Origin of the sequence: Streptomyces sp. NBC_01439 (assembly GCF_036227605.1) — a bacterium.
Taxonomy (GTDB): domain Bacteria; phylum Actinomycetota; class Actinomycetes; order Streptomycetales; family Streptomycetaceae; genus Streptomyces.
Window position 1 is genome coordinate 8,917,862 of sequence record NZ_CP109487.1, and the last position, 14,356, is coordinate 8,932,217.

Annotated in this window: 1 protein-coding gene; it reads right to left on the minus strand. The window is 75.5% G+C overall.

Annotated features, from left to right (window positions below):
* Window positions 1-14 precede the first annotated feature (14 nt).
* A complete protein-coding gene (locus tag OG207_RS40675) occupies window positions 15-14,300 on the minus strand; it encodes a non-ribosomal peptide synthetase (protein WP_329106271.1) in 14,286 nt (4,761 codons plus the stop codon).
* Window positions 14,301-14,356: the final 56 nt, after the last annotated feature.

Genomic DNA, 14,356 nt, shown 5'->3' on the forward strand with positions numbered 1-14,356 from the left:
GATTCGAGCCTGCGTCACTGCTGGGCCCTCCACATTTCTTCGAGCATGGTGATCTGGTCCTGGTCGAGATCGACCAGGTCGAGGTCCGAGGGGGTGTGCCCCGCGGACGTGCCGCCGTCGGCCCAGGCGGCGAGGGCGTCCACGGCGGCCGTCCAGCCGTCCGCGAGCTGCCCCACGGTGTCCTGGGAGAGCGCCCCGCCCGCCCAGGTGAAGTGGGCGGTGAGTTCCGGCCCGCCGTCCCCGTCGGTGATCTCCGCGGTGATCTCCAGTACGTGGGAGAGCGGCATCGCCGGGTCGGGGCGGGCGGACAGGGCGTCCGCCTCCGGGGCCGGGCCCCAGGCGGAATCGGCCCGGCCGGTCTGCCGGCCCAGGTAGTTCCACAGGATCTCGGCCCGGGCCGCCGGGTCGAACAGGCGTGCCGTGGCCTGGTTGTTGTACCGGAGCAGGCCGGCGCCGAGCCCGCCGTCGGGCACGGCCCGCAGCAGCTCCTTGACCTCCTTGAGCAGCGCCCCGGCGTCCGCGCGGCCGGCGGCGACCGCCGCCGGGTCGTAGGTGCCCACCGGCAGCCGCAGCGGGTGGATGCTGGTCAGCCAGCCCACCGTGCGGGTCAGGTCGGCGCCCGGCAGCAGTTCCTGCTCCCGGCCGTGACCCTCCAGGTCCACCGTGAACCCGTCCGGTCGGGGCCGGCCCGAGCGGGCCGCCCAGTCACCGACCGCCAGCGCCAGCGCGCTCAGCAGGGTGTCCCCGACCGTGCCGTGGAAGGCCGCCGGAACGGCCTGGAGCAGCGGGGCCGTGCGCTCCGCGGAGATCCGTACGGACAGGCGGCGCGCGGTGGCCGCCGTGTCGGTGGCCGGGTCCAGCGGACGTCCAGCGAGCAGCGGCCCACCCGGGGCGGCTGCCAGCCAGCGGTCCAGCTCGGCGGTGCGGCGCGGGCTCTGCGCCTCGGCCAGCAGGTGCGTGGTCCAGGCCCGCAGCGGGGTGCCGACCGGCTCCAGGACGGGCGTCCGGCCCGCGGCGGCGGCCTCGTGGGCCGCCTGGAGGTCGGGCAGCAGGATCTGCCAGGACACCTCGTCCACCGCGAGGTGGTGGGCGACCAGCAGCAGCCGGCCCGGCTCGGCCGGACCCCGGTCGAGGTGCACGGCGCGCACCAGCGCCCCCGATTCGGGATCCAGCAGCCGCCAGACGCGCTCGGACTCGGCGGTGACCAGCTCGCGCAGGGCGGCCTCCGACAGGCCCGCCGCGTCCACGCCCTCCAGGACGGCGGCGGCGTCCACCGCACCCGCCGGCCGGATCTCCGCGCTCCACACCCCGGGGCGGGGCACGGTCAGCAGTTGGCGCAGCCCGTCGTGGTGGTCCAGTACGGCCTGCAGCGCGGCGGCCAGGTGCGGGCGCCGGGCCCCGGCGGGCAGTCGGACCAGCCGGGCCTGCGCGAACGAGGCGAACGGGCCGCCCCGTTCGGCCAGCCAGGAGGCGACCGGGGGCAGGGGCAGCGGGCCGGGACCGGCATCGGTCGTGCGGGCGGCGGGCGCGGCCGCGCCCTCGGGCACCGTGGCGACCGAGGCCAGCGCCGCCGGGGTCGGGTGCGTGAAGACCTGACGCGCGGAGACGGTCAGCCCGGCCTTGCGGGCCAGCCCCACCAGCCGGATGGAGACGATGCTGTCGCCGCCGAGCTCGAAGAAGTTGGCGTCGGGGCCGACCCCGGGCAGGCCCAGCACCTCACCCATCAGGGCGCTCAGGATCTGCTCGGGGGTCCCGGCGGGGACCTGAGCGGCTTGCGGGAGCGGTGCGGCCGGTACGGCGATCACCGGCGCGGGCAGCGCCCGCCGGTCCAGCTTGCCGTTGGCCGACAGCGGCAGCTGCTCCAGCACCGTGAACACGGCCGGGACCATGTACTCGGGCAGCCGGGCGGCGGCCAGGGCGCGCAGGGCGGCCGGGTCGACGGTGGCGCCGGGTACGGGGACCGCATAGGCCACCAGGCGGCGCACGCCGGGCTGGTCCTCGCGGACGACGACCGCGGCCCGGTCCACCTCGGGCGCGCCGGTCAGGACCGCCTCGATCTCGCCGAGTTCGATGCGGAACCCGCGCAGCTTGACCTGGTCGTCGGTGCGGCCGAGGTAGTCGAGCCGGCCGTCCGCGAGGCGGCGTACGAGGTCGCCGGTGCGGTACATCCGGGTGCCGGGGGCGCCGTGCGGGTCGGCGACGAAGCGTTCGCCGGTGAGCGCGGGGCGGCCGAGGTAGCCGCGGGCCAGCTGGACGCCGGCCAGGTACAGCTCGCCGGGTACCCCGACGGGTACCGGCCGCAGCCGCTCGTCGAGCACGTACACGCGGGTGTTCCACACCGGCAGGCCGATGGAGGCCGAGGCCCGTCCTTCGGCGGCGGTGAGCGCCGTGCAGGCACCGGAGGTGACGTCGACGGCCGCCTCCGTGGGGCCGTAGAGGTTCTCCAGCGCCACCGGGGCGCCGGCGGCCGAGGCGTGGAAGCGGGTGACGAGCTCGCTGGGCAGGGCCTCGCCGCTGCACACGACCAGGCGCAGGGACGAGCAGTCGGCCACGGCGCTCTCCCCGAGGAAGGCGGCGAGCATGGACGGGACGAAGTGCAGGACCGATACGCGCTGTTCGCGGATCAGCTCGGCGAGGTACAGCGGGTCCTTGTGCCCGTCCGGACGGGCGATGACCAGCGGGACGCCCTCGGCGAGCGGCCAGAAGAACTCCCACACCGACACGTCGAAGCTCGCCGGGGTCTTCTGCAGCACCCGGTCTCCCGGGCGCAGGGCGTAGGCGCCCTGCATCCACTGCAGCCGGTTGACGATCGCCTCGTGCTCGACCAGCACGCCCTTGGGCATGCCGGTGGAGCCGGAGGTGAAGATCACGTAGGCGGGATGGCGGGGCAGCAGGGGCTCGCGCCGCTCGGCCTCGGCCAGGTCCGAGCCGTCCAGCTCGGTCAGGCGTGACCGGACGCGGGGGGAGTCCAACAGGACCCGCTCCCTGCCCACTTCGGGGGAGAGCAAGGTTCCCGACAGTGTGTCGGTAAGTATCAGGACGGGCTCGGCGGTACGGGTCATGTACGCGAGGCGGTCGGTCGGCAGGCCGAGGTCGAGCGGCAGGTAGGCACCGCCCGCCCGGACCACCGCGTGCAGGGCGACCACCAGGTCGAAGGAGCGCGGCAGGGCCACTGCCACCACCGACTCCGGGCCGACCCCGGAGCCGATCAGCAGCCGCGCCAGCCGGTTCACCCGCTCCTCGAAGTCGGCGCGCGACAGCTCGCGCCCCTCGAAGACCAGCGCGGGGCCGGTCTCCTCCTTCGAGCCCGCCGCCACCAGGGCGGCCAGCGTCCGCGGTCCGCACGGGGCGCGGTCGGTGTCGTTCCAGCCGTTCAGCGCGAGCTCCCGCTCCGCCGGGTCGAGCACCTCGACCGCCGAGACCGGCCGGTCCGGCGCCGCCACGACCGCGTCCAGCAGCAACAGCAGCCGCCGGGCCAGCAGTTCGACGGTCGCACGGTCGAAGAGGTCGGTCGCGAAGCGGATGCCGCCCGCGATCGCCCCGTGCTCCTGGGAGGCCCCGAAGGCGATCTCCAGATCGAACTTGGCGCCGCCGGTCTCCACCGTGAACTCCCGCGCCGGCAGCCCGAACAGCTCCGGAACGGCACTGTCGGTGGAGTGGTAGGTCACCATCGTCTGGAACAGCGGGTTGCGCGAACGGGAGCGCTCCGGATCCACCGCCTCGACCACCGCCTCCAGCGGCAGATCGGCGTGGGCGAAGGCCGCCAGCCCGGTGTCCCGCACCCTCGCCACCAGCTCGGCGAAGCTCGGGTCCCCGGACAGATCGGCGCGCAGCACCAGCGTGTTGAGGAAGAAGCCGACGAGCCCGTCGACCTCCTCGCCCTCCCGCGCCGACACCGGACTGCCGAGCGGGATGTCCGTACCCGCACCCAATCGGTGCAGCAGCGCCGCGACGGCCGCGTGCGCCACCATGAACAGCGTCGCCCCACCCTCCCGGGCGATCCTCGCCAGCCCGGCCCCGGTCCGCGCCGGGACCTCGAAGGTCACCACGCCGCCCCCGTACGAGGGGACCGCCGGCCGCGGCCGGTCGGCGGGCAGTGCCAACTCCGCGGGGGCGCCGGCCAGCGCCCGCTGCCAGTACGCGGCCTGCCGGCCCGCCACCGACTCCGGGTCGCCGGCGTCACCGAGCAACTCCCGCTGCCACAGCGCGAAGTCGGCGTACTGCACCGGCAGCGGGGCGAAATCAGGCTCAGCGCCCGCCGACCGGGCGGCGTATGCCCGGTCCAGGTCGGCCAGCAGGGGGCCGGCCGAACCCTCGTCCGTGATGATGTGGTGCACCAGCACCACCAGCAGGTGGTCGTCGGGCGCGGCCCGCAGCAGCGTGACCCGCACCGGGGGCTCGGCGGCCAGGTCGAAGACGTGCCCGCCGGCGCGGACCGCCTCCTCCTCCAGCCGGTCCGCCGGCACGTCGCGCACGGTCAGCGCCACACCGGACCGCTCGGCCGGCAGGACCACCTGGTACGGCTCGCCCTCGTGCTCACGGAACACGGTCCGCAGGCTCTCGTGGCGGGCGACCAGATCGCCCACCGCCGCCTCCAGGGCCTCCGCGTCCACCGGACCGTGCAACCGCACCGCGAGCGGCACGTTGTAGGTGGTGTCCGGACCGCGCACGCTGTCCAGCAGCCACAGCCTGCGCTGCGCGAAGGACAACGGCAGTCGCTCGGGCCGCGTGGCGGCCGCCGCGAGGCGCGGGCGCCCCGCGCCGGTGCGCTCCGCGAGGAGGGCGGACAGCGCGGCGACCGTCCGCGTCTCGAAGAGGTCGCGGACGGCGCAGTCCACGTCCAGGGCGGCCCGGAAGCGACTCACGGCGCGGGCGGCGAGCAGCGAGTGGCCGCCGAGGGCGAAGAAGTCGTCCTCCACGCCGACCGGGTCCAGGCCCAGCACGTCGCCCAGGATCCCCGCGAGGATCTCCTCGCGGGCGTTGCGCGGCGCCCGCGAGGCACCCGCGACCGGCGCGGCGGGCGCCGGCAGCGCCCGCCGGTCCAACTTGCCGTTGGCCGTCGTCGGGAGCACCGCCAGCGGCACCACCACGGCCGGGACCATGTACTCGGGCAGGCGGGCGGCGGCCAGGGCGCGCAGGGCGGCCGGGTCGACGACGGCTCCGGGTACGGGGACCGCATAGGCCACGAGGCGCTGCACGCCGGACTGGTCCTCGCGGACCACGACGGCGGCCTGCGCCACGTCCGGCGCGCCGGTCAGCACGGCCTGGATCTCGCCGAGTTCGATGCGGAACCCGCGCAGCTTGACCTGGTCGTCGGTGCGGCCGAGGTAATCCAGCCGCCCGTTCCGGCTCCAGCGCACCACGTCGCCGGTGCGGTACATCCGGGTGCCGGGGGCGCCGTGCGGGTCGGCGACGAAGCGTTCGCCGGTGAGCGCGGGGCGGCCCAGGTAGCCGCGAGCCAGCTGGACGCCGGCCAGGTACAGCTCGCCGGGGACCCCGACGGGCACCGGCCGCAGCCGCTCGTCGAGCACGTACACGCGGGTGTTCCACACGGGGCTGCCGATGGAGGCGGAAGCGGTACCCGCCCCCGCTCCGGGCGTCGGGCAGTCCGCGGCGGTGACGTCGACGGCCGCCTCGGTGGGGCCGTACAGGTTGGCCAGGCGGGTCGCGCCGCCGGGAGCGGAAGCGTGGAAGCGGGTGACGAGCTCGCTCGGCAGCGCCTCGCCGCTGCACACGACCAGACGCAGGGACGGGCAGTCCGCGACGGCGGCCTCACCCAAGAAGGCGGCGAGCATGGATGGGACGAAGTGGAGCACGGACACGCGCTGTTCGCGGATCAGCTCGGCGAGGTAGCGCGGGTCCTTGTGGCCCTCGGGGCGGGCGATGACCAGCGGGACGCCCTCGGCGAGCGGCCAGAAGAACTCCCACACCGACACGTCGAAGCTCGCCGGGGTCTTCTGGAGCACCCGGTCGGTGGAGTCGAGACCGTACGCGTCCTGCATCCAGCGCAGCCGGTTGACGATCGCCTCGTGCTCGACCAGCACGCCCTTGGGCATGCCCGTGGAGCCGGAAGTGAAGATCACGTAGGCGGGGTGGCGGGGTAGCAGCGGCGCGCGCCGCTCCGCGTCCGCGACCGGACCGCCCGGCAGCGCGGCCAGCTCGGCCGCCCGCTCGGGAGCGTCCAGGACGAGGATCTCGGTGTCGGGCAGCTCCGGCAGCGCCCCCAGCGAGGGCAGGTCAGTCAGCAGGCAGACCGGCGCGGCGGTTTCCGCCATGTACGCGAGGCGCTCGGTCGGCAGGCCGAGGTCGAGCGGCAGGTAGGCACCGCCCGCCCGGACCACCGCGTGCAGGGCGACCACCAGGTCGAAGGAGCGCGGCAGGGCCACTGCCACCACCGACTCCGGGCCGACCCCGGAGCCGATCAGCAGCCGCGCCAGCCGGTTCACCCGCTCCTCGAAGTCGGCGCGCGACAGCTCGCGCCCCTCGAAGACCAGGGCCGGGGCCAGCGGATCGCGCCGGGAGCCGGCCGCGGCCAGGGAGTCCAGGGTCTGCGGCGCCACCGGCCGGACGGTGTCGTTCCACCCGTCCAGCACCCGGGCCCGCTCGGCGGGGTCCAGCAGCTCCAGCTCGGCCAGCGGGACCTCCGGGGCCGCCGCGGCCGCGCCGAGCAGCCGCAGCAGCCGGGCCAGCAGGGAGCGTACGGTCTCCGCGTCGAACAGGTCGGTCGCGTACCGCACCCCGCAGTTCATCGCAGCGGGCGCGCCGGCCGTGCCCGGAGTGCGGCGGAACAGGATCTCCAGGTCGAACTTGGCGTCTCCCGCGGCGACCGGGAACTCCTCGGCCGCCAGGGAGCCGAGGGCGCGCAGCGGCTCGGCTCCGCCGTCCTCGTAGGCCACCATCGTCTGGAACAGCGGATGGCGCGACAGCGAGCGCTCCGGGTTGACCGCCTCGACGACCGCGTCGAAGGGCAGCTCGGCGTGGGCGAGGGCGGCCGCTCCGAAGGCGGCGGTCCGGCGCAGCAGTTCGGCGAAGGACGGCCCGCCCGCCAGGTCGGCCCGGATGACCAGGGTGTTCACGAAGAACCCGACCAGCTCGTCCAGGGCCTCCTCGCCGCGCCCCGCCACCGGACTGCCCAGCGGGATGTCCGTGCCGGCGCCGAGCCGGTGCAGCAGCGCCGCCACGGCCGCGGTCACCACCGTGTACATCGTGGTGCCCCGCTCCCCGGCCAGGGCCTCCAGCTCCGCCACGAGTTCGGGCGGCAGGGCCGCGCTCACGGTCCGGCCCTCGTGCGTGGGGCGGGCCGGGCGCGGGCGGTCGGCCGGCAGCTCCAGCTCCTGCGGCAGCCCCGCCAGGGCCTCGCGCCAGAACTCCGCCTGGCGGTGCGCCACCGAACCGGGGACCGCGGGGTCGCCCAGCAGATCGCGCTGCCACAGCGCGTAGTCCGCGTACTGGACCGCGGGCGGTGCGGTCTGAAGGATCCCGCCCGCGCACCGGGCCGCGTAGGCGGCGGCCAGGTCGGCGAGCAACGGGCCGGCCGACCACTCGTCGCCGGCGACGTGGTGCAGCAGCAGGAGCAGCACCTGCTCGTCGGCGGCGGTGCGCAGCACGGTCACCCGCAGCGGAGCCTCGGTCGCCAGGTCGAAGGCGTGCCCGGCCGCCGCGTCGATGCTCCGGCCCAGATCGGCCGGTTCGACGTCGGCCACCTCGAAGGGCACGACCGCCTCCGAAGGCTCCAGCACCTGCTGGTACGGACCCTCGGAGTCCTCCGCGAACACGGTGCGCAGCGCCTCGTGCCGGGCCGTCACCTCCCGCACGGCCGCCTCCAGCGCGGCCGGGTCCAGCTCCCCGCGCAGCCGCAGGGCCAACGGGATGTTGTACGTCGCGTTCGGGCCCTCCATCCGGTGCAGGAACCACAGCCGGGCCTGGGCGTACGACAGCGGCAACCGCACCGGGCGCGGACCCGCCGCGAGCACCGGACGGACCGCCGCACGGCGGTCGGCCAGTCGCTCGGCGAGCGCCGCGACCGTGCGCAGCTCGAACACGTCCCGCACCGAGCACTCGATGCCCAGCGCCGTCCGGATCCGGGCCACCACGCGGGTGGCCAGCAGGGAATGCCCGCCGAGCCGGAAGAAGTCCTCGTCGGCGCCGACCCGGGAGACGTCCAGCACCTGGGCGAAGACCTCGGCGATCCGCTCTTCGGCGGCCCCGCGCGGGGCCCGCCCGGAGGCATCGGCCGCCACGACCGGAACCGGTAGCGCCGCCTTGTCGAGCTTGCCGTTCACGTTCGTCGGCAGCACCGGCAGCACCATCACGGCGGCCGGGACCAGGTGTTCGGGCAGCCGCTCGGCCAGTTCCGCCCGCAGCCGGACCGGATCGGCCGGGCCCGTGACGTAGCCGACCAGTCGCGGCAGACCCGGGGTGTCCTCGCGGACCACCACGGCGGCGGAGGTCACCCCGTCCAGGGCGGCCAGCTCGGCCTCCACCTCGGCCGGCTCCACCCGGAAGCCGCGGATCTTGACCTGGTCGTCGACCCGGCCGAGGAACTCCAGCAGGCCGTCGGCCCGCCACCGTACGAGGTCACCGGTGCGGTACATCCGGAACCCGGAGGCATCGAACGGATCTGCGACGAAACGTTCCGCCGTGAGCGCGGGCCGGCCCAGGTAACCGCGGGCGCTCTGCTCGCCCGCCAGGTACAGCTCACCCGGCACGCCCACCGGCACCGGCCGCAGCCGCCCGTCCAGCACGTGCGCCCGGCTGTTGTCGAGCGGCCGACCGACCACCGGCGTGACGCAGTCGTCCACCCGCGCCACCAGGGCGTCCACGGTGAACTCGGTGGGCCCGTAGTAGTTGACGACCTCCACCCCGGGGACGGTGCGCAGCTCCTCCCACAGCGCGGGCGGCACGGCCTCGCCGCCCAACAGGAACAGCGGCGGGCACCACTCGCCCGCCAGCAACCCGGCGTCCACCAGCTGCCGGCCGTACGAGGGGGTGACGTCGAGCGTGTCGATCCGCTGCGCGCGCACGTACGCCACGACCGCGTCGGCGTCCCGGCGCCCGTACTCGTCCAGGACGTGCAGCTCGTGACCGGCCACCAGCCACAGCAGCTGCTCCCACGAGGAGTCGAAGGAGAAGGAGGCGGTGTGCAGCGCCCGCACCCGGCGCCCCAGCCGCTGGGCGACCGGCAGGTACAGCTCCCGCTCGTGGTCGCGGAAGAGCCGGGTCAGACCGGCGTGCCGCAGCACGACCCCCTTGGGTCGGCCGGTGGAACCGGAGGTGTAGATGACGTACGCGGCGTGCTCGGGGTCCACGGCGACGTCCGCCCCGGGCACGGCGGCGGCCAGCGCCTCCACCGTCGCCGGGTCGTCCAGGACCACCAGGTCCGTGCCGGGCAGCCGATCGGCGACCGCCCGGGTGGTCACCGCGCACACGGGCGAGGCGTCGCCGAGCATGAACGCGATCCGCTCGGCGGGGTGGTCCAGGTCCAGCGGCAGGTAGGCGCCGCCCGCCTTCAGTACGGCGAGCGTGGCCACCACGGAGTCGGCGGAGCGCGGAACGGCCAGGGCCACCACCGCGTCCGGTCCGACACCGTGTTCGGCCAGCACGGCCGCCAACCGGCCCGCGCGGTCCTCCAGTTCCGCGAAGGTGAGGCGCTGCTCCCCGGCGACCACGGCCACCGCTTCCGGAGCCGCGGCCGCCCGGGCCGCGAACACCTCGGTGACCGCACCCGGCTCCACCGGCCGGTCCGTGTCGTTCCAGCGGGCCAGCCGGGCCCGCTCGGCCTCGTCCCGCAGCTCCCACCAGGACACCGGGTCCGCCGGGGCCGCCACCGCCGCGGCGAGCGCGCGCAGCAGCCGCCGGACGAAGGTCTCCACGGTCGCGCGGTCGAACAGCGCGGTCGCGTAGAACACTTCCAGTTCGAGGTCCTCGCTGTGGGCCGCGTCCGAGAAGGTGATGTCGAGGTCGAACTTGGTGACCCCGGGGTCCACCCGGTCCACCCGGGCCGGCTGCCCGAACAGGTTCGCCACGTCCTGGGTCACCGTGCTGTGCGAGACCATCGTCTGGAACAGCGGATGGCGGGAGAGCGAGCGCTGCGGGTTGACCTCCTCCACGACCGTGTCGAAGGGCAGGTCGGCGTGGTCGAGCGCGGCCAGGTCGGCCGTGCGCACCCGCTCCAGCAGATCCCTGAAGGACGGGTCGCCGGACAGGTCCGTGCGCAGCACCACCGTGTTGACGAAGAAGCCGACGAGCTCGTCGAGCGCGCTGTCGCTCCGCCCGGCGACCGGGCTGCCGAGCACGATGTCCTCGCCGGCACCGAGCCGATGCAGCACCGCGGCCACGGCCGCGTGCACCACCATGAACACGCTGGTGCCGGTTTCGCGGGCCAGCGAGCGCACCGCGGTCGCCAGTTCGCGCGGCACCGCCTTGAAGACCATGGCACCGGCGGGGTCGGCCACCGCCGGGCGCGGCCGGTCGGCCGGCAGCCCGGCCTCCGGAGGCAGCTCCGCCAGGGCCCCGCGCCAGTACGCCGCCTGCGTCGCGGCGAGCGAACCGTCGGTCCGCGCCTCGCCCAGCAGCTCCCGCTGCCACAGCGCGAAGTCGGCGTACTGCACGGTCGGAACCCCGAGCTGCGGGTCCTCGCCGGCGCACCGGGCCGCGTACGTCCGCTCCAGGTCGTGCAGGAACGGCCCCATCGACCACTCGTCGCTCGCGATGTGGTGCAGCAGCACCACCAGCGCGTGCTCCCCGCGCGCCCCGTCGCGCACCAGCGTCACCCGCAGCGGGGCCTCCCCGGACAGGTCGAAGAGGTGCCCCAGCGCCGCCGCGACCGCAGCCTCGAACGCGTCGGCGGCCACGTCGTGGACGTGCAGCCGCACTCCGGCCTCCGCCAGGTCCAGCACCCGCTGGTACGGCTCCCCGGCCCGCTCCCCGAACACGGTGCGCAGGGTCTCGTGGCGGCCCGCCACGTCGCGCAGGGCAGCGTCCAGGGCGTCCGCGTCGAGCGCCGTGTCGAACCGCACCACGAACGGGATGTTGTAGGTGGCGCTCGGCCCCTCCACCTGGTGCACGAACCACAGGCGCTGCTGGGCGTACGAGAGCGGCAGCGGGTCGGGGCGCGGACCCGCGACGGGCGCCGGACGGGCGGCGGCCGTGCGTCCGGCCAGCCGCACGGCGAGCGCGGCCACCGTGCGCGCCTCGAACACGTCCCGGATCCCGCACTCGGTGCCCAGGGCCGTCCGCACCCGGGCGATCACCCGCGCGGCGAGCAGCGAATGGCCGCCGAGGGTGAAGAAGTCGTCGTCGGGGCCCACGGTTTCCAGGCCGAGCACGTCGGCGAAGACCCCGCAGAGGATCTCCTCGCGGGCGCCGCGCGGCGCCCGCGCCCCGCTGCCCGCCAGCGCCGCGAGATCGGGGGCGGGCAGGGAGCGGCGGTCGATCTTCCCGTTGGCGGTCAGCGGGAAGGCGTCGAGGACGACCACGGCGGACGGGACCATGTACTCGGGCAGCCGCTCGGCCAGCGCCCGGCGCAGGCCCGCCGCGTCGGGGGCGGGGCCCTGGGCGGCCGGGGTGACGTAGCCGACGAGGTGCGGGAAGCCGGGAAGGTCCTCGCGGACCAGCGCGACTGCCCGGTCCACGCCCTCACCGGCGGTCAGCGCGCTCTCGATCTCGCCGAGTTCGATGCGGAAGCCGCGCAGCTTGACCTGGTCGTCGACGCGGCCGAGGAAGGCGATCCGGCCGTCCGCGTGGCGGCGCACGAGGTCGCCGGTGCGGTACATCCGGCTGCCGGCCGGGCCGTACGGGTCGGCGACGAAACGTTCCGCCGTCAGCGCGTGCCGGCCGAGGTAGCCGCGGGCCAGCTGGTCCCCGGCGAGGTACAGCTCCCCGGGACGGTCGACGCCGACCGGGCGCAGGGCCCCGTCGAGGACATGGGCGCGGGTGTTCCAGAAGGGCACCCCGATGTCCGGGACCCCGGTGTGGGCGGGGTCGAGCCGGCGGGAGGTCGCCCAGACGGTGACCTCGGTCGGGCCGTACACGTTGGTGACCGAGCGCGCGGTGCCCGCGAGGCGTTCGGCGAGCGCGGCGGGCAGCGCCTCCCCGCCGACGAGCACCCGGGTGCCGCCGAGCGAGGCCGGACGGCCGTCCTCCAGGAGGGCGTGCCACAGCGACGGCGTGGCCTGCATGACGGTGGGGCGGTGGGCATCGACGAGCGTGGCCAGCGCGGCCGGGTCCCGTACGGTGTCGCGGTCGGCCAGGACCACCGTGGCGCCGCTGATCAGCGGGGTGTGGATCTCCAGGGCGGCGATGTCGAAGGAGATGGTGGTGACCGCGACGAGCCGCTGTCCGGCGGCCAGTTCGAGCTCGTGGGCCTGCATGCGCAGGAAGTTGGCCAGGGCCGCGTGCGGGACGACGACCCCCTTGGGGCGGCCCGTGGAGCCGGAGGTGTAGATCACGTACGCGGGGTGGTCGCCGGTCAGCGACGCGGTCCGGTCGGCGTCCGCGGGGGCGTCGGCGGCGGCGTCGGCGAGCTCGGTGAGGGCGTCGGGGGCGTCGAGGACGACGGTCTCGACCCCGTCCACGACCGGGGCCGCGGCCGCGTGGTCCAAGGTGGTCAGGACGCACAGCGGGCGGGCGTCCTCGACCATGAACTCCAGCCGGTCGGCCGGGTAGTCGAGGTCGAGCGGCAGATAGGCGGCGCCCGACTTCAACACGGCGAGCAGGGCCACCACGAGGTCGGCGGTACGGGGCAGCGCCAGGCCGATGATGCTCTCCGGGCCGGCGCCGCGGCCGATGAGCAGCCGGGCGAGCCGGTTGGCGCGCTCGTCCAGGGCGGCGTAGTCCAGGGTGTCGGCGCCCGCGATCACGGCGGGCACCTCGGGGTGCAGCCGGGCGGCGTGCTCGAAGGCGTCGACGACGGTGCCGGCCGGTACCGGGTGGTCGGTGTCGTTCCAGTCGAGCAGCAGCGCGTCACGGGCGGCCGGTGCGATCAGGTCCGGGCGCCCGACGGGCGCCTGCGGCCCGGCCGCCGCGGCCTCGTGCAGGAAGTGCGCGAACTCGGCGCGGCGCGCGGCCAGCGCCCGGGCGTCGTACGCCTGCGGGTTGGCGTCGAGCTCGAAGCGGATCCTGCCCTCGGCGGCGTCGTGGTAGACACCGAGCGTCAGGTCGTCCACCGGGCCGGCGGCGACGTTGTGCACCGAGCCGGCCGATCCGGCGAAGTCGAGGGAGTTGTCGAAGGCCTTGATGTTGACCATGGGCCCCAGCAGGCCCTGCTCGCGACCGGACAGTCCGAGGTCGCGGCGGATGTCCTCGGCGCGGTAGCGCTGGTGGCGGCGCAGGTCGCGGACGTCGGCGGCGACCGCGGCGACCAGCTCCGCCAAGGGGGTCTGCGGGCGGACGGCCACGCGCAGCGGCAGCACGTTGACGACCATGGACGGCACCTTGAGGGCCGCCGAGCCGAGCCGCGCCATGGCGGGCACGGACAGCAGCACGTCCCGGCTGCCGGTGGCCCGGTGCAGGTAGGCGGCGAACGCGGCGGTCATCACATCGGCCCAACTGGCCCTGGCCGCACGGGCGATGGCGAGCAGGCCCGCCGTCTCCTCTTGGGTCAGCGCGGCGCCGTCGCGCAGGAAGGCGTGCGCCGCGGGGAAGCGGGCACCGCTCAGCGGCTCCGGCTCGGGGTGGTCCGCGAGCCGCTCCAGCCAGTAGGCGCGGTCCTCGGCGAACCGCGGCGAGGCGCGGTAGGCGCGCTCCTCGGCCAGGATCACCTCGAGCCCGCCGAACGGGTCGGGCGTCGGCTCCTCGTCCGCGACGAGGGCCGTGTAGATCTCGGCGGTGCGGCGCGAGAGCAGGGAGAAGCCGAAGGCGTCCAGCACGATGTGATGGGCCCGCTGGTACCAGAGGGTGCGGTCCGGGCCGACCTTGTGCAGCGTGAACACGTACAGGGAGTCCCGGACAGGGTCCACCGGGCGGGCCATGTCGGCGCGCATGAGGGACAGTGCGGTGCCGTACGGGTCGTCCTGGCCGGTGTGGTCGAGCACGGCGACCAGCGGTCCGGCGGCCGGGCCGCTCCAGGCGACCTGGTACGGCTCGCCGTCGGGGTCCTCCGCGAAGCGCGCCGTGAGCGCCTCGCTCTCGGCGACCGTCTGCCGCAGCGCGCTCACGAACAGACCGGCGTCCAGCGGGCCGTCGATCTCGACGTACTGGCCGACGTTGTAGACCGGGGAGTCGGGATCGAGCCGTTGGCCGTACCAGACACCGGTCTGGGCCCCGGTGAGGGGGAGGCGCTGGGAGGGACGCTCGGTCATGGACATCGTGCTCCAGATTCGCTGCGGGTCCCCGTCCGGTGGCGGGACCGGCGGGG